The 16,849-nt window shown below is 71.2% G+C and carries 17 protein-coding genes; 6 read left to right on the top strand and 11 right to left on the bottom strand.

Going from position 1 to position 16,849, the window contains the following annotated elements; translation table 11 throughout:
- The first annotated feature begins 17 nt into the window (after positions 1-17).
- On the top strand, positions 18-953 hold the full coding sequence (locus tag H9I49_RS19375) for a threonine/serine dehydratase (RefSeq protein ID WP_370587663.1): 936 nt from the start codon (positions 18-20) through the stop codon (positions 951-953).
- A gap of 59 nt (positions 954-1,012) precedes the next feature.
- On the opposite strand, the gene H9I49_RS19370 is transcribed toward H9I49_RS19375, so the two are convergent.
- Positions 1,013-1,471, bottom strand: a complete 459-nt coding sequence (locus H9I49_RS19370) for an Lrp/AsnC family transcriptional regulator (RefSeq protein ID WP_188032024.1) — start codon at positions 1,469-1,471, stop codon at positions 1,013-1,015.
- Between the two features lie 147 nt (positions 1,472-1,618).
- Here H9I49_RS19370 and H9I49_RS19365 point away from each other — a divergent pair, with 147 nt between their 5' ends.
- The 3 genes from H9I49_RS19365 (at position 1,619) to H9I49_RS19355 (ending at position 3,418) form a co-directional block, all read left to right on the top strand.
- Positions 1,619-2,560, top strand: coding sequence for a 5'-3' exonuclease (locus tag H9I49_RS19365; RefSeq protein WP_188032023.1), 942 nt, complete (start codon positions 1,619-1,621; stop codon positions 2,558-2,560).
- A gap of 40 nt (positions 2,561-2,600) precedes the next feature.
- Positions 2,601-2,972, top strand: coding sequence for a VOC family protein (locus tag H9I49_RS19360; protein ID WP_188032022.1), 372 nt, complete (start codon positions 2,601-2,603; stop codon positions 2,970-2,972).
- 221 nt (positions 2,973-3,193) lie between these two features.
- Entirely contained in the window at positions 3,194-3,418 is a 225-nt protein-coding gene (locus H9I49_RS19355; protein WP_188032021.1) for a hypothetical protein, read from the top strand.
- 132 nt (positions 3,419-3,550) lie between these two features.
- On the opposite strand, the gene H9I49_RS19350 is transcribed toward H9I49_RS19355, so the two are convergent.
- From H9I49_RS19350 to H9I49_RS19320, 7 genes are all read right to left on the bottom strand, one after another.
- Positions 3,551-3,751 carry a cold-shock protein gene (locus H9I49_RS19350; protein WP_188032020.1) on the bottom strand — a complete coding sequence of 67 codons (201 nt, stop codon included), beginning with the start codon at positions 3,749-3,751 and terminating at the stop codon, positions 3,551-3,553.
- Between the two features lie 218 nt (positions 3,752-3,969).
- Positions 3,970-6,819: an RNA helicase gene (locus H9I49_RS19345; protein ID WP_188032019.1), complete on the bottom strand. Its 2,850-nt coding sequence runs from the start codon at positions 6,817-6,819 to the stop codon at positions 3,970-3,972.
- Positions 6,816-7,721 (bottom strand): YegS/Rv2252/BmrU family lipid kinase, encoded by a 906-nt coding sequence (locus H9I49_RS19340; RefSeq protein ID WP_188032018.1) that lies wholly within the window; start codon positions 7,719-7,721, stop codon positions 6,816-6,818. Before H9I49_RS19340 ends, H9I49_RS19345 begins: the two co-directional genes overlap by 4 nt.
- Positions 7,722-7,730: 9 nt before the next feature.
- Positions 7,731-8,537 carry a twin-arginine translocase subunit TatC gene (gene tatC, locus H9I49_RS19335; protein ID WP_255524104.1) on the bottom strand — a complete coding sequence of 269 codons (807 nt, stop codon included), beginning with the start codon at positions 8,535-8,537 and terminating at the stop codon, positions 7,731-7,733.
- 50 nt (positions 8,538-8,587) lie between these two features.
- Positions 8,588-8,950 carry a Sec-independent protein translocase subunit TatA gene (tatA, locus tag H9I49_RS19330; protein ID WP_188032017.1) on the bottom strand — a complete coding sequence of 121 codons (363 nt, stop codon included), beginning with the start codon at positions 8,948-8,950 and terminating at the stop codon, positions 8,588-8,590.
- 194 nt (positions 8,951-9,144) lie between these two features.
- Entirely contained in the window at positions 9,145-10,137 is a 993-nt protein-coding gene (locus H9I49_RS19325) for a WYL domain-containing protein (protein WP_188032016.1), read from the bottom strand.
- Positions 10,134-11,144: a YafY family protein gene (locus tag H9I49_RS19320; RefSeq protein ID WP_188032015.1), complete on the bottom strand. Its 1,011-nt coding sequence runs from the start codon at positions 11,142-11,144 to the stop codon at positions 10,134-10,136. The genes H9I49_RS19325 and H9I49_RS19320 overlap by 4 nt, the downstream gene beginning before the upstream one ends.
- 82 nt (positions 11,145-11,226) lie before the next feature.
- Here H9I49_RS19320 and H9I49_RS19315 point away from each other — a divergent pair, with 82 nt between their 5' ends.
- A complete protein-coding gene (locus tag H9I49_RS19315) occupies positions 11,227-12,345 on the top strand; it encodes a DUF3866 family protein (protein ID WP_188032014.1) in 1,119 nt (372 codons plus the stop codon).
- Positions 12,346-12,347: 2 nt separating this feature from the next.
- On the opposite strand, the gene H9I49_RS19310 is transcribed toward H9I49_RS19315, so the two are convergent.
- The 3 genes from H9I49_RS19310 to pafA all read right to left on the bottom strand — a co-directional run bounded on the left by H9I49_RS19310 (position 12,348) and on the right by pafA (position 15,325).
- The gene (locus H9I49_RS19310; protein WP_188032013.1) at positions 12,348-12,734 is read right to left on the bottom strand and encodes an FKBP-type peptidyl-prolyl cis-trans isomerase; all 387 of its coding nucleotides are present in this window, start codon (positions 12,732-12,734) and stop codon (positions 12,348-12,350) included.
- 31 nt (positions 12,735-12,765) lie between these two features.
- Complete coding sequence (locus tag H9I49_RS19305; protein WP_188032012.1) at positions 12,766-13,758, bottom strand: FKBP-type peptidyl-prolyl cis-trans isomerase; 993 nt, start codon at positions 13,756-13,758, stop codon at positions 12,766-12,768.
- Positions 13,759-13,933: 175 nt separating this feature from the next.
- A complete protein-coding gene (gene pafA, locus H9I49_RS19300) occupies positions 13,934-15,325 on the bottom strand; it encodes a Pup--protein ligase (RefSeq protein WP_188032011.1) in 1,392 nt (463 codons plus the stop codon).
- Between the two features lie 201 nt (positions 15,326-15,526).
- Here pafA and H9I49_RS19295 point away from each other — a divergent pair, with 201 nt between their 5' ends.
- Entirely contained in the window at positions 15,527-16,750 is a 1,224-nt protein-coding gene (locus H9I49_RS19295) for a hypothetical protein (RefSeq protein WP_188032010.1), read from the top strand.
- The last annotated feature ends 99 nt before the right edge of the window (positions 16,751-16,849 follow it).

Here is a 16,849-nt window from a genome sequence, read left to right as displayed (position 1 = left end):
CGTCGTACTGTCGGGACGTGATCCAGCGCACTGACGTCGACGAGGCCGGCGACCGCATCCGCGACCACGTCCGCACCACACCGTTGTGCCCCGTCGACAGCGACCTCATCGGCGGCCGCGCAGTGTTCAAGCTCGAGTACCTCCAGCACACGGGCTCGTTCAAGGCGAGGGGCGCGTTCAACCGCATCCTGCGGGCACGTGAGAACGGCTCCCTCGACCCGGCCACCGGCATCGTCGTGGCGTCCGGAGGAAACGCCGGCATGGCCAACGCCTATGCCGCCGCCCGCCTCGGCGTGCGCGCCACGGTCTTCGTCCCGGAAACGGCACCGGCCGTCAAGGTGGCCCGGCTCGCGAGCTACGACGCGCGCGTCGTCCTGGCCGGCCGTGAGTACGCCACCGCCTACGAAGCCGCGCAGGAAGAGGTGTCACGCACCGGCGCCCTCTACTGCCACGCCTACGACCAGCCCGAGATCGCTGCCGGCGCAGGGACGCTCGCCCTGGAGCTTCTCGAGCAGGTGCCTGCCGGGTTGGACACGGTGGTCGTCGCCGTCGGCGGCGGCGGCCTCCTGGCGGGTGTCACGACCGCCCTCGACGGTGCCGCAACGGTCGTTGGCGTCGAGCCCGCCGGTGCGCCGACGCTCCGGTCGGCACTGGACGCCGGCCGTCCCGTGGACGTCCCGGTCTCCGGCGTCGCCGCGGACTCCCTCGGCGCCCGACGGCTCGGCGAGATCGCCTTCGACGTCGCGAGCCGGCTGCCGGTGACGAGCGTCGTGGTCACCGATGACGACATCATCGCGGCGCGGTCGATGCTGTGGGACCGCTGGCGCATCGTCGTCGAGCACGGCGCCGCCGCAGCTCTTGCCGGCGTGACCTCCGGCGCCTACCGGCCGGAGCCGGACGAGAGAGTCGCCGTCGTCCTCTGTGGCGCGAACACCGACCCGTCAGACCTCTGACGCGCCCCGCCCACGCCGAGGAGCGGACCCCCGGCCTCGGCATACGCCACCCCGGCGGCTCAGGCGTCGTCGCGGGGCGCCGCTGAGGCGCTGCGGCCCTCCCACGGGGTCGACAGCACGACCGTGGTGCGCGTGGAGACGTTTGCGGCCGTGCGGATCCGGGCCAGCAGGTCCTCGAGGGTGCCGGGCGTCTGGACGCGCACCTTGAGGATGTAGCTCTCGACACCCGCGACCGAGTGGCAGTCCTCGATCTCGGAGATGTGGCGAAGGCGGTCGGGCACGTCGTCGGGGGCGCTCGGGTCGAACGGCGTCACCGAGATGAGTGCGGTGAGCGGGAGACCCAGCGCCTCGGGAGACACCTGAGCGGTGTACCCCGTCACGACCCCGCGCTCCTCGAGCCGGCGCACCCGCTGGTGCACCGCCGAGGTGGACAGGCCCGTGGCCTTGCCGAGGTCGGTGTAGCTCATCCGGCCGTCAGCGAGCAGCAGGCCGACGAGGCGACGGTCGAGATCTTCCATGGCCGAAGGGTAGACCAGGGGTTATGCGGCGGTGGCTGCATTCCTCATGTCGGTACGCCTCGCTCGAGGGCCGGGACCGGACCGTGCTCACGGGAGCGCTCTGGTGTGCCGGCCTGCATGCTGAGCCGTCCCGGTAGCCTCTCGCGTATGCCGTCCTCCGCCTCCCGGTTGCTCCTGCTCGACTCCGCGTCGCTGTACTTCCGCGCCTTCTTCGGCGTGCCCGAAGTCATCGGTCCGAGCGGTGTCCCGACCAACGCGGTCCGCGGAGTGCTCGACATGATCGCCTCACTCGTCGAGCGGGGGCGGCCCTCGCATCTCGTGGCCTGCTGGGACAACGACTGGCGACCGGCCTTCCGCGTCGACGCTATCCCCTCGTACAAGGCCCACCGCGTGGCCGAGCCGGGCGACGACCAGCTCGCCGGCGAGCAGGTCCCCGAGGCGCTCGCGGTCCAGGTGCCGATCATCGCCGACGCATTGGCTGCCCTGGGCATCGCGCGCGTCGGCGTCGACGGCTGCGAGGCGGACGACGTGATCGGCACCTACGCGACGGCATACAGCGGACGCATGCCCATCGACATCGTCACGGGCGACCGCGACCTCTTCCAGCTCGTCGACGACGCCAACCAGGTCCGGGTCGTGTACACGGCCCGCGGCGGCGTGCGCTCCCCCGACCTCGTCGACGAGGCGTTCATCGCGGAGAAGTACGGCGTCGGCACCGGTGCCGCCTATGCCGACATGGCCGTCCTGCGCGGTGACACGAGCGACGGGCTGCCGGGTGTGGCCGGCGTGGGCGAGAAGACCGCCGCCAAGCTCATCACGACCTACGGCACGCTGGAGGCCCTGCGGGCGGCCATCGCCGCGGGCGACCCCGCGCTCAAGGGGGCCCAGCGGGCGCGCCTCGAGGCCGCCAGCGACTACCTCGATGCGGCCCCGCGTGTGGTCGCGGTCGTCAAGGACGCCCCGATCCCCGACGACGACATCACGGTGCCGGCATCCGTGGCCGACCCCGCGCTCATGTCGAGGCTCGCGGTCGAGCACGGTCTGACGTCGTCCTTCGACCGCGTCGTCAACGCTCTCGGCATCGACTGACCACCGCACCCCAGCCCATACCAGCGCCCGAGGAGACGTCATGGCACACGTCCACCACACGATCGACTACATCGAGCTGGCCGCCCCCGACCTCTCGGCCTCGAAGGCGTTCTATGCCGATGCGTTCGGCTGGGCCTTCAACGACTACGGGCCCGACTACGCCGGCATCCAGGCGCCCGACGGCGACGGCGAGGTCGGCGGGCTCAACCGCGGGGCGTCCGGGTCGCCGGGGGGTGCGCTCGTGCTCCTCTACTCCGACGACCTCGACGCCACGGTCTCGGCCGTGGTCTCTGCCGGCGGCACGGTCACCCGTGAGCCCTACGACTTTCCGGGTGGCCGGCGGTTCTTCTTCACCGATCCCGCGGGCAACGAGCTCGGAGCCTGGCAGCCCACGCAGGAGCCGGTCGACTGACGCGCGAGCACCGCCCACAGGTGCCTGCGCCTTTCGTGGGCCGTGTTCGTACGCCGTGTTCGTGCGCCGTGTTCGCGCTCGGTCGCGGCCCGAAGGGCAGGTCGTCGTGGGCCCGTCAACCGGTCACGATCCGGTCACGCCACGCGGGCCGTATGCGGGTGAGCGGCCCCCCGAGGGCTCGGATGTCTCTGCGGACCGCCGGGGAGGGCGCATACTGAGGGGTGACCTCTCACGGAACGCCCGACCGCCGTCGCCACCTCGCCAACAGCCCGTTCAGGCCGGCTCCCACCCCCGTCATCGAGACCTTCGCGGTCGGTGACCGCGTGTCGCACATGCGGCACGGCCTGGGTGTCGTCGTCGCTACCAGCGGCGCGTCGGTGACTCTGCGCTTCGAGTCCGGCCTGGTGCGCGTCAACAGCCCCTTCGAGCGGCTGACCCACCTCTGAGCTGACGCTGGACGCGGCGCATCCCGACCCCACAGGTCGGGCTCGCGACGCTGCGCCTGCGCCGGGTACGACGAAGGCCGGTCCCACACGGGACCGGCCTCTGTCGTACGGCTGTGCTTCTGGCCCGTGGGCTCAGATCGCGCGAACCCGCATCGCCTGCGGACCCTTGGGGCCCTGCTCGATGTCGAACTCGACGGCCTGGTTCTCCTCGAGGCTCCGGTAACCGTTACCGGTGATCTCCGAGTAGTGCACGAAGACATCGGGACCCTCGGTCGGGGCGATGAAGCCGAAGCCCTTCTCCGAGTTGAACCACTTGACAGTACCCTGCGCCATGACTGGCTCCTTCAGGTTGAGAGATGGGGACACCCGGACGGGAGTCCCCGTGTCGTCAGACGACGCAACACTTCAAACCTGAAGAAACTGCGCTCGCTGGTCGTTCCTGCGAGCGTGTGAGAACACGAGCACCAAAAACGTCGACGGTGCGGGAAGTCTAGCGGAGCCCCTCCGGAAACGACGACTCGTGCCGCCCGTCCCGTCGCACGTCGCAGGCGTCAGTCGAGGCGGTCGGCGGCGACGACGCCGCGCAGCACGCCGTCGCTCGCCTTGCGCGCCGTCGCGGCGAGATCGCGGTCGGCCGCGTCGGTCAGCTGTCCGAGCAGGTCGATGACCTGCTTGCACCGTCGCACGAAGTCACCGGCGGCGAGATCCGTCCCGCGCAGGACGTCCTCGAGACGCTGGCCGCTCGCCCAGCGGTGCACGGCCCACGCGATGCCGCCGTCCGGCATACCGGTGCGCGGGAGCGCCAGGGCGCCCTCGGCGTCCTCGAGGTCGGACCAGATGTCGACCATCCCGTCGTACGCCTCACGGACGTCGTCGTTGGGCCACCTCGGGGCGAGCCCCCCCTCCTCGCGCCGCGGCTCGTGCACCAGCGTCGACACGATCGCGGCGAGCGACGGCGCGTCGAGGCGTCGCCAGGCGCCGACGCGCAGGCACTCGGCGGCGAGCAGGTCCTTCTCGGTGTACAGCTGACGCAGCCGGTCGCCTTCTGCGGTCACGGTCTGCCCGCCCTCGCCGAGGTACCCCATCTCGACGAGCAGGTCGCAGATCCTGTCGAAGGTCTTGGCGACGGAGTTCGTGCGTCCGTCGACCTTGCGCTGCAGGCCGTCGGTCTCACGCCGAAGCCGCCACCAGCGCTCGGCCCACCGCGCATGGTTCTCGCGGTCGGGACAGCGGTGGCACGGGTGTGCTTTCAGCTGCCGCCGCAGCTCGTCGAGACGCTGGTCGTCCGGGTCCGGCTCGGCGCCCCGCCGTCGCGGCGGCGGGTCGTGTGGCATCCTCGCCCGAAGCGTCGCGGCGAGGTCGCGCCGCGCCTTGGGGTTGCGGGCGTTGAACTGCTTCGGCACCCGCATCGACCCCAGGGGCTCGACGGGGGTGGGCACGTCGTGCAGCGTCAGCCGGCGCAGCTGGTGGTCCTCGGTGACGACCGAGGGCGAGGGCGCCTCTCCCCTGCCGCCGCGGTTGGGCAGCACGACGACGGCGAGCCCGCTGTGCCGACCGGCGGGGATGCGCACGATGTCGCCGAGCTTGAGCGACTCGAGCGAGATCGCCGCCGCGGCGCGCACCGACGCGGAGCGGGCCTTGGCCTCCTCCTTCTCGACGGTGCGGATCTCGTTGCGGATCGCGGCGTACTCGGTGAAGTCGCCGAGGTGGCACGTCATCTGCTCGGCGTAGCCGGCCAGCGCCTCTTCGTTGCGCCGGATGGTGCGCACGAACCCGACGACGGCCCGGTCGGCCTGGAACTGCGCGAACGACGTCTCGAGGATCTCGCGCGCCGTCTCGCGGCCGAACTGCCGGACGAGGTTGACCGCCATGTTGTACGTCGGGCGGAAGCTGGAGCGCAGCGGGTACGTGCGCGTCGAGGCGAGGCCTGCCACGCCGGCAGGGTCCAGGCCACGGTTCCAGATGACGACGGCGTGGCCTTCGATGTCGATGCCGCGCCGCCCGGCACGACCCGTCAGCTGGGTGTACTCGGCCGGGGAGATGTCCACGTGGTTCTCGCCGTTGAACTTCACGAGCTTCTCGAGCACGACGGTGCGCGCCGGCATGTTGATGCCGAGGGCGAGCGTCTCGGTCGCGAAGACCGCGCGGATGCGGCCCGCGGTGAAGAGCTCCTCGACGATCTCGCGGAAGGTCGGCAGCATGCCTGCGTGGTGAGCGGCGAAGCCCCGCGAGATGCCGTCGACGAAGTCCCAGTAGCCGAGCACCGAGAGGTCCTCCTCGGCGAGCCCCTGGATGCGTTCCTCGACGACGCGCCGGTTGGCCTCGCCCTCCGACTCGGGGACCAGGCGCATCCCGCTCGCGAGGAGCTGGCCGACCGCGGCGTCGCAGCCGGCACGACTGAAGATGAAGGTGATCGCGGGGAGCAGTCCCTCGCGCTCGAGCCGCTCGATGACCTCCGCCCGAGTGGCCCCGCCCCCGGGGCGCCCGCCGCGGGCGAAGCCACGCCCACCGTCGCCGCCGCCGGGTCCGCGACCCCCCGAGGAGTCGCTCCCCCGCCGGCCCCGGCCACCCCAGTCGTCGCGGCCACGGCCGTTTCGCGTCTTCGACCTGCCCTTGTCACGGCCGCCGCGGTTGCTGACCCAGTGGGAGTCCCACGCACCCCGGCCCTCGGTGCCGCGGATCGCGTGGACGAGGTCGGGGTTGACGCTAACCGAGTATCGGCCCGGAGCAGCGGCGACGTGTTCGTCGTCGCGCGCGTCGCGTTCCTCGACGAACAGGTCGAAGAGCGTCTGACCCACCATCATGTGCTGCCAGAGCGGCACCGGCCGGTGCTCGGAGACGATGACCTCGGTGTCGCCGCGCACCTCGTCGAGCCAGGCCCCGAACTCCTCGGCGTTGCTCACCGTCGCCGACAGCGACACCACGCTGACGTCGGGCGGCAGATGGATGATGACCTCCTCCCACACGGCCCCGCGGAACCGGTCGGCGAGGTAGTGGACCTCGTCCATGACGACCCAGCCGAGACCAAGCAACGTGGTCGAGCCGGCATACATCATGTTGCGCAGCACCTCGGTCGTCATGACGACGATGGGCGCCTCGCCGTTGATCGAGGCGTCGCCGGTGAGCAGGCCGACCTGGTCCGCGCCGTGACGGCGCACGAGGTCGGTGTACTTCTGGTTCGACAGGGCCTTGATGGGTGTCGTGTAGAACGCCTTGCGCCCGGTCGCGAGGGCGAGGTGGACGGCGAACTCACCGACGATCGTCTTGCCCGCCCCCGTGGGGGCGGCCACCAGCACGCCGCGGCCCTCCTCCACGGCCCGGCAGGCCTCGATCTGGAAGTCGTCGAGCGGGAAGTCGAACTGCGCCGCGAACTCCGCCAGGCGCGGCCACGAGGCGATCATGCGGCCACCCCCGCAGGTACGACGAGACGCAGTGCGCCGGGGACCACCTCGGCGTCGATCGGGAGCTCGGCGAATGCCTCGCCGTCGGCTTGTGAGTGGATACCGCTCGCCTCCAAGCGAACTCGCCGGGCGCGATGGATCTCGACGGCCGGATGGGTGGTGTGCGTGCCGGAGTAGACCTTCGGGAAGACGCGAAGGAAGGCGGCGACCGACAGCGCGTGGACGACCATCACGTCGAAGAGTCCGTCCGCCACGTCGGCGTCCGGGCAGACCCGCATGCCTCCGCCGAACGAGGACGTGTTGGCCACGGCAACCAACATCGCACGGGTCTCCAGCCGGTGCCCGTCGAGCTCGACGACATACGGGATGGGACGGAAGACGGGCAGCTCGCGCAGCACGGCGAGGGTGTAGCGCAGCTGGCCCGAGGGCCACCTCATCCGCCGGGCACGCTCGTTGACGATGGCGTCGAAGCCGGCACCCAGCACACCGCCGAACCACTTCTCCCCCGCCACCCCGTGGCTGACCCGGCCGAGGTCGATCGCACGCGTCTGCCCGGAGGCCAACAGGGCGACAGAGGACTGCGCGTCACGGATGGGCAGGCACAGGTTGCGGGCGAAGTCGTTGCCGGTGCCGGCCGCGACGACCGCCAGCCGGGCCGATGTGTCGGCGCAGGCGTTGACGCCGAGGTGCACCATGCCGTCGCCGCCGACGACGACGACCGTCTGGACGCCGTCGGCCACCGCCGCGGCCGCCTGGTCCCTGGCCTGCTCGTAGCTCTCGCCCGAGACGTCGAGGACGTCGTGGCCGGCCTCGCGCAGCAGGCGGCGGGTCTGGGCGCCGATCTCGCGCCCCACGCCCTTCCCGGAGGTGGGGTTGACGATCAGGGCGACACGCTGGGACACACCCGAACGCTACAGGGACGAGGCCTGGTCGTCGGGGACGTCCAGCCAGTCCGGCTTGTGCTCCTCCTTGCGGCGGTCGAACAGGAACGCGAGGCCCACCGACGCGAAGTAGAGCAGCACCATCGGGCTGGCGAGGAAGAGCATGGTGTAGGCGTCGGGCGTCGGAGTCATGATCGCCGCGAAGACCAGGATGATCATCACTGCCGGGCGCCAGCCCTTGAGCATCGCGCTCGCGGAGAGCACGCCGACCAGGTTGAGAGCGACGAGGAAGACCGGCAGCAGGAACGCACAGCCGAAGGCGACGATGAACTTCAGGACGAAGTTGAGGTACTGCGAGCCGTCCTGCAGGTTGTAGGCACCGTCGGGCGTGAAGCCGAGCAGCACCGCCACGGCCTTCGGGACCATGACGAACGCGAAGAAGCAGCCCGCAAGGAAGAGCGGCACGGCGGCCACGACGAAGAGCCGGGCAACGAGCTTCTCCTTGCTCGTCAGGCCCGGGACGATAAAGCCCCAGATCTGGAAGAGCCAGATCGGAGACGCGATGATCAGGCCCACGGAGAGCGAGGTCGTCAGCTGGAGCGCGAACGCGTCGGTCATGTTCGCGAAGTTGATGTTGACCACGCCCTCGCGCCCGACCTGCAGCTGCCTGAGGGGCCGCGTCAGGGCGTCGATGACCTGCCCGTAGTAGATCCAGCCGACGACGCCGCCGACCACGATGGCGATCGCACTGATGGTGATGCGGTTGCGCAGCTCGCGGAGGTGGTCGCCGAGCGACATCCGCCCCTCGGGGTCACGTTGGCGTCGGAGAGAAGGCATTCAGGTGTGTCCGTGCACGGGTGCGTCGACGACGGTCGTCGGTCGCGCGCTCAGAGCGTCGTGTCGCGACGGATGTCGCTCTCGGTGCTGCTCGTGGGCGTGGCGGACGGGTTGCCAGCGCGCAGGCGGTCGGCCTCGGCGCGGGCCTCGGCGGCGCGACGCTCGGCGTCGGCCACCCGGGCGTCCGCGGCGCGGCGCTCCGCCTCGGCGTCGATGACGTCACCCTTGACCGTGGTGTCGGAGGCGTCGCTCGGGACCGGCTTGCCGTCCTTCTTCAGCTCGTCGACCTCGGACTTGAACACGCGGGCGGAGCGACCGAGGCTGCGCGCCATGTCGGGGAGCTTCTTCCATCCGAACAGTGCGATGAGCACGACCGCGATGATGATGAGTTCGGGGGCACCCAGGTTGGGCATGGTGATGTCTCCTCGTGGAAAGCCGACCCGGTGTCGGGCCGTCAGGATGCAGCCTCGATGCTGCAGGTGTCCAGCATACGTGCGCCCGGTGAACGTGACCTGTGCGGTGGCCATGAGTCGGCGATGTGACCGGCATGTGGGACGCGCTGTCCGGATGCCGTCAGGCGCGCCACCCGGGGCCCGGACGTGCGGGTTCAGCCGGCTTCGTCGTACGCGGCGAGAGCGGCCCGCGTCTCCTCGGCCACGGCGTCGACGAGCTCGGGCGGGTCAACGACGCGCGCCTCTCCACCGACCCGGAGGACGAGCCGGCGCACGAGGGCGGGGTCGGCGACCTTGAGGGTGACCCGGAGCGAACCGTCGGACCGTCGCTCGACGCCCTCGTTGGGGTAGTAGTCGGCGATCCACGCCGCCCACCGGCTCGCCTCGAGCACGACGGTGACGTCGTTCTCGCCCGGGACGAAGACGTCGTCGAGGTCTCGTGGTCGAGCGCCCTCGGGCGGTGTGCCGTCCACGTCGAGCACGGAAGCATCCTCGATGCGGTCGAGCCGGAACAGTCGCACGTCCTCGGCGCGGTGGCAGTACCCCTCGACGTACCACTGCGAGTCGAGGTTGAGGATTCGCATGATGTCGACGTCGCGCTCCGTCGACTCGTCGCGGGTCGCCACGTAGTAACGCAGGTGCACGCGGCGACCGCGCGAGAAGGCGTCCTTGAGCGTTGCCATCGCCGCGTGCTGGCTGCCGTCGTCGAGGTCGAGGTCGATGCGGCCCGTGGGCGCACCGACCGAGGTGCCCGCAGCATCACGGATCTTGGCGAGGGTGCGCTCGGCGACGTCGGAGCCGACGAGCGTCGAGCCGAGGGCCTGCAACCCCGCCGTGAGGGTGACGGCCTCGTCCCTGCTCAGGCGCATGGGCGCAGCGATGTCGTCGGCGTTGTCGAGGTAGATGTGCCCGCTGTCCCACTGCGCGTCGATGAGCTCTGCGTGACCGTAGCCCGGCGTGCCGCAGACGAAGAGCAGCTCGAGGTCCTCGACGATCTGGTCCTCGGTGACACCGAACTCGCGGGCGGCGTCGGCGATGGGGGTGCCCCGGTGCTGGAGCAACCACGGGACCATGTCGAGCAGCCGCCCCAGCCGCTGGGTCGCCGTCTCCGCCGGTCGACGTGGTGCGGTCCGACGTGCGCCACTCACCTGGTCGCCCCCTTCGTGTCGCTCCCGCTCCGGACCGAGGCATGCGTGCCGAGCACCGCGAGCAGCGCCGAACGGACGCCTTCGACGAGCTCCGGCGGCGAGACGGCCACGGCGTGTCTGCCCAGGGCCGCGACGTCGCGCTCGGTCGTGCCCCGGCGGTAGGGCACCTCGACCTCGGCCCACCGTTCGTCGAGCTCCGTCGTGCGCTGGGCGTAGCGACGCAGCGTGAGCCCCCGCCCGTGACGCACTCGCACGACCGCGACCCCCTCCGGTTCGGCCGGCTGGCCCTCGAGGGCCACCTCGGGCACGTGGTCGGCCGGGACGGCGTAGGTGCCGGCCCGGCCCTTCTTGCGGACCTGCCCCTCGAACCGGCTGAGGCGGAAGGCACGCTCGTCGCCGCGGTCGACGTCGTACCCGGTGAGGTACCAGCGGCCGTGCCAGTTCTTCAGGGCCCACGGCTGGACGTGGCGCGTCGAGAGCTCGCCGTCGTTGCGGCGGTAGTCGAAGGTGATCGGCTGCAGCGCCGAAACGGCAGCGTGCACGGCTTCGAACGCGGGCTCCTTCGTGCGGATGCGCGGCTCTGCGCCGGCAGCCATCGACTCGTCGATCTCGACACCCGACAGCCGCAGCTTGCGCAGGCCGGCGGAGGCGGCCCCCGAGATGGACGCCGTCGACCAGGCACGGGCGGCCAGGGCGAGGGCGGCGACCTCGTCGGGCTCGAAGGAGATGGCCGGCAGCGTCGTCTCGTTCGAGTCGATGCGGTAGCCCACCTCGTCGTCGAACAGGACGTCGATGACCGTCGTCGAGATCGGGATGCCCATCTCGCGCAGCTCGTCCTTGTCGCGCTCGAACATCCGGTCGAACGCCTCGTCGGAGCTCGCCTGGGCATAGGCCGGCAGGGACTCGCGGATCTTCTGCTTCGAGACGGGACGGCGTGCCGACTTCAGCGCGAGGATGAGGTTGAGCAGCCGTTCGGTCTTCTCGGAGGAGGCAGACGCAGGGCTCATCGAGACCTTCCTGTGGGCATGCGCGGGCGGCGCGGGCGGGCAGTCCGACGCTACCCGAACATGCGATCGATAGGGTCACGACATGATCCAGTGGCGCCGGGGTGTCGTCGTCGAGGCTCTCGAGCGCTGGGCGGGCGCGGTCGAGTACGCCGTCCGCGTGGACGAAGGCGACGGCAAGGGCGACCGCGACGTGATCCGGGCCCTCGGCTACGTCGACGTCGTCGGCACCCTCGACGCAGGCACCGAGGTGCTGCTCAACACGACAGCGCTGGAGCGGGGCCTCGGCACGGGCGGGCTCGCAATGGTCGTCGCCGCCCCCGACGCCGTGCCCCACCCCGTCGACGTCGCGTCCGTCGCCGGACACCTCGTCAAGGCTCGCTACACCCCGAGCCAGACCATGGTGCTGGGCGTCGACGAGCAGGACAGCGAGCACCACGCGCTGCTGGCTGACGCCGACGACCTGGCCGAGCTGCCCGTGGTCGTCGCCGACCTCCACTCAGCCCTCCCGGCGATCCTGGCCGGGATCCGCGAGTACGACCCGAGCCTCCGCGTCGCCTACGTCATGACCGACGGCGGAGCCCTCCCGATCGACTTCTCCCGCACGGTCGCCGGACTGCGTGCGTCGGGCTGGCTCGCGGCGTCGGTCACCGTCGGCCAGTCGTTCGGCGGGGACCTCGAGGCGGTCAACGTGCACACCGGCCTGCTCGCCGCCCGGCACGTCGTCGGCGCCGATCTCGTCGTCGTGTCCCAGGGTCCCGGCAACCTCGGCACCGGCACGCGCTGGGGCTTCTCGGGCACGTCGGCCGGCGAGGCGGTCAACGCGGCCGGCACGCTCGGCGGCCGCCCCGTGTGCTCACTGCGGATCTCGGAGGCCGACCCGCGCGAACGGCACCGCGGCGTCTCGCACCACAGCCACACGGCATACGGTCGCGTGGCGCTCGTGCCGGCCGCCGTGCCGGTGCCGTTGCTCGACGGGGAGGTGGGCGAGCGGGTGCTGCACCAGGCGCGCGAGCTGTGCGACTCGACCGGTGGCCGACTCACCCTGCACGAGGTGGCGTGCGACGGGCTCGACGCGGCGCTCCGTGCGGCCCCGGTGCCGCTGCGGACGATGGGGCGCGGATACGACGACGACCGCGCCGGGTTCCTCGGCGCGGCCGTCGCGGGGCGGTATGCCGCCCGGTTGCTCGAGCGTGGTCGCTGACCTCAGCGCACGTCGTCGAGGTCGACGACGAAGATGAGCGTCTCTCCCGGGCCGATCGCCGCGCCCGCACCACGGTCGCCGTAGGCGAGGTGGGCCGGAATGGTCAGCTTGCGGCGGCCTCCGACCTTCATGCCCTCGATGCCCTTGTCCCAGCCGGGGATGACCATGCCGACGCCGAGGCGGAAGTCGAGCGGGTTGCCACGGTTCCATGACGAGTCGAACTCCTCCCCCGTGGAGTGGGCGACGCCGACGTAGTGGGCGCTGACCGTGTCGCCGGCCTTGGCCTCGCGGCCGTCGCCCTCGATGAGGTCCTCGACGACGAGGTCGGCGGGTGCGTCACCCTCCGGGAAGTCGATCTCGGGCTTGGTGCGGTTGGGGTCGAGTGCCATGCTGCGTGCTCCGTTTCGTTGTGGCTGTCGGTCAGTACGCGTCGAGGATGTCGACGACGAAGACGAGGGTGTCGGTGCCGGAGATCTTCGGGGGGCTGCCCTTGGTGCCGTAGCCGTCCTTCGGCGGGATGACGAGCAGCACCCGGCTGCCCACCTTCTTGCCCACCAGGGTGTTGTCCCAACCGGGGATGACGCCACCGACGCCGATCGGGAAGTCGGCGGCCGTCCCGCGCTGCCACGAGGAGTCGAAGACGCTGCCGTCCTTCCAGAGGACGCCGTGGTACTGGGCGTTGATGGTCTGGCCCTTCTGCACGGTCGCGCCGGTGCCCTGGACGAGCGTCGCCTGCTGCGTCGTCGTCGGAGCCGCCGACTTCGGGACGGTGACGGTGGGCGCCTTCGTCGGACCGTTCTTGAACTGGACGGTGGGAAGGCCGGCGGGTGCCGCGGACTGCGTGCCGTCGACCTGCTTCAGCGGCGTGTGCACGTCGGCGATGTCGGCCACGACCACGATCGTGTCGGTGCCCTTGACGCCGAGCTGGTCGTTGCCGGCCGCGCCGAAGCCCTTGTCCGGCGGAATGGTGAACGCGATCCGGCCGCCCTTCGTGGCCCCCACGAGGCCCTCGGTGAAGCCGGCCACGATGTCGGTGCGCCCGAGGCGGTAGCCCTCCTCGGCCCGACCCTTGGCGTAGCCGTCGTCGATGAGCTTGCCGCTGGTGCCGTTGTAGATCTGTGCGCGCAGCCGCACGGTGTCGGCCTTGGTCGCGGCCTTGCCCGTGCCCGGCGTCAGCACCTTGTGCTCGACGGTCTTGGAGCTGATCGGGGTCTTGCCGAGCGAGATCTTGGGAGCGGTCGTGAGGTCGACGGCGCCGGTGGCGGTCACGCTCTTGAGGGCGACGGATGCCGGTGCGGTGGTGGCCGGGCCCGACGAGCCGCTGGGGGTGCTGCCGCAGGCGGCGACGGTCGTGAGCCCGAGGGCAGCGATCAGGGCGAGGGCCGTGCGAGCGGCCGGGCGGTTGGGACGCACAGGGATGACTTTCCGGTCGGGGCGGGCGGGTGGTGGAGGTCCCGCAGGGCAAAGCGCAGCCACTGTAACGCCCTCCCATGTGGGCGACACACAGCGCACTGACAGGTTCCCGTGGTGGGCCGCCTGGTCCTCCGGGGCCACCCGGAGCCCGGCGCCGGCGGCCGCCGGGCTCGGCTCAGAGGGGTCGCTGGATCGACGGCGAGCGGTCGATCGTCTCCATCAGGCGCTCGACTCGCTCGTCGACCGCGCGGAACGGGTCCTTGCAGAGCACCGTCCTCTGCGCCTGGTCGTTGAGCTTGAGGTGCACCCAGTCGACCGTGAAGTCCCGGCCGTGGGCCTGCGCGGCGCGGATGAAGTCGCCGCGCAGCTTGGCCCGGGTGGACTGCGGCGGGCGCACCTTCGCCTCGAAGATCTCGACGTCTGACGCGACCCGGGCCGTCCGGCCGTGCCGCTGGAGCAGGTAGAACAGGCCCCGGCGGCGGTTGATGTCGTGGTAGGCGAGGTCGAGCTGCTGGACGCGCGCTTCGGTCAGCGCCAGCCCGTGGCGCTCACGGTAGCGCTCGATGAGTCGGTACTTGATGACCCAGTCGATCTCGGTGTCGATCGCGTCCAGGTCGCCCTTGCCGATGGCGTCGAGCGCCCTCCCCCACAGGTCGATGACCTGCTTCGTGTCGGGGCTGTCCATGCCCTCCCGGTCGACGTACTCGATGGCCTTGTCGAGGTACTCGCGCTGCATGTCCAGGGCGGACAGCTCGCGCCCGTTGGCGAGCCGCACGGTGGCACGGCCCGTCGGGTCGTGGCTCATGGTGCGGATGGCGCGGATGGGGTTCTCCATGGACAGGTCTCGCATCACGACCCCGGACTCGATCATCCGCAGCACGAGGTCGGCGCTGCCGACCTTGAGCAGGTTCGTCGTCTCGGACATGTTGGAGTCGCCGACGATGACGTGCAGGCGACGGTACTTCTCGGCGTCGGCGTGCGGCTCGTCACGAGTGTTGATGATCGGGCGGCTGCGCGTCGTCGCTGACGACACGCCCTCCCAGATGTGGTCGGCGCGCTGGCTGACCGCGAAGCTGGCGCCGTGCGCCGTCGCGACGACCTTGCCGGCACCGCACGTGATCTGGCGGCTGATCAGGAACGGGATGAACATGTCGGACACGCGCTGGAAGTCGCCCGTGCGGCCGTAGAGGTAGTTCTCGTGGCAGCCGTAGGAGTTGCCCGCCGAGTCGGTGTTGTTCTTGAAGACGAAGATCTCGCCCTCGACGCCGTCGTCGCGAAGGCGCCCCTGGGCGTCCTCCACGAGGCCCTCGAGGATGCGCTCCCCGGCCTTGTCCTGGATGACGAGCTCGCGCACCGAGTCGCACTCGGCCGTGGCGTACTCGGGGTGTGAGCCGACGTCGAGGTAGAGGCGGGCACCGTTGCCCAGGAAGACGTTGCTCGACCGACCCCACGCGACGACGCGGCGGAAAAGGTACCGGGCGACCTCGTCGGGAGTCAGACGGCGCTGGCCCTGCGTCGTGCAGGTGACGCCGTACTCGTTCTCGATCCCGAAGATCCGCCGCTCCATGAACCAACTCTAGGCGGCGCGACGCCCGCACCGTCGGCGGTCGTTGTCACTCGGCGCGGCTCGCTGTTCACGGACCGGTCACGACCTCGTCCCGACGGGTAGTCCGACATGCCGATCTCTGTGATAGTCAGTCAGGTGCGGCTGTCACAATGACGGCTGTCCCCTCCGCCGTACCCCTCCACCTCCCTGCATTGGACGGAAATGATCGACAGACCACACTTCAAGTTCTCCCGACGCGGCTACGAGCCCGAAGAGGTTGACGCCTTCATCGAGTCGCAGAACCGTACTCTCCAGGCGGCCAAGAAGGACGCGGCCGAGCGCAGCGTCGAGCTGACCAAGCTCAACGCCGCCCTGACCGACCTGCGGGGACAGCTCGGGCAGCAGTCGCGTGTGATGGCCGACCTCAAGAAGAACAGTGCGCCGGCGCCCGCCCAGACGTTCGCCGACCTCGGTGAGCGCATCGGCCAGATCCTGTCGCTCGCCGACCAGGAGGCCGGCGAGATGCGGACCCGTGCGGCCGCCGAGGCCGACGAGATCCGCGACCGCGCCCACCGGGCCGCCGCCGACCTCAAGTCGACGACCGCGACGTACGCCGAGCAGGCCCGCGCCCGCGCCGACGAGGAGGCGGTGCGGATCATCGCGCAGGCCAACCGGGAGGCACAGGCCGTCGTCGCCGAGGCACAGAGCGTCACGGCGGCGCAGCGCCAGGAGGCCGCGGCCGAGTACGAGGCCCACCGCCTCAGGGCGTCGACCGCCTCCGCAGAGCTCGAGCTCAAGCTCGCCGCGCGCCGTGAGTCGGCCGACGCGGAGTTCGAGGCGCGCCGCCAGCAGCAGGAGGCCGCCCTCAACGAGAGCGAGTCGCGCCTGCGCCAGCTGACCGAGCGGGCGGAGCACGACGCGCACGAGATGCGCGCCAGGGCCGAGCGGCTGCTCGAGACCGCCCAGGCGCAGGCCGACCAGATCGTGTCCGAGGCCCGCGACCACGCGTCGCGCCTGCGGGAGGAGTCCGACCGCGAGCTCGCGGCCGCGACGGCCCAGCGCGACAGCATCACCGCACAGCTCGGCAACGTCCGTCAGATGCTCGCCACCCTCGGTGGCGGCGCGCTCATGGACTCGCTCGGTGCCCCCGACAAGCCCGCGCAGCCGGCGCCGGTGGCCGAGGCCCAGCCCGCGCCCGCCGAGCCCGCACAGGCCGAGCAGGCGGCCGACGCCGAGCCGGAGGCCGATGCGGCCGGGTCCGACGAGGACGCCCCCTCGGAGTCCGACGAGCAGCCGGCGGCGGAGGCCGCTGAGCAGGGCGAACAGGGTCAGCAGGGCGAGCAGTCCGATGCCGCTGACGCCGATGCCTCGTCGTACGGCTCCGACGAGTCGTCGTACTACCAGCGCAACGCGTCGGGACAGAAGGTCGCCTCCCAGCGTCGCTGACCGCCCAGGGTTTCCGCGCGCCACGGAGGCCGCTCACCGACCGGTGGGCGGCCTCCGTCGTGTGGTCACACGGACGCCACTGGCCTCCACAGCGCAGCA

Source organism: Terrabacter sp. MAHUQ-38 (assembly GCF_014518425.1).
Lineage (GTDB): Bacteria > Actinomycetota > Actinomycetes > Actinomycetales > Dermatophilaceae > Terrabacter.
The sequence above is the reverse complement of the archived record's forward strand: the minus strand, read 5'-3'. Positions and strand labels throughout refer to the sequence as shown.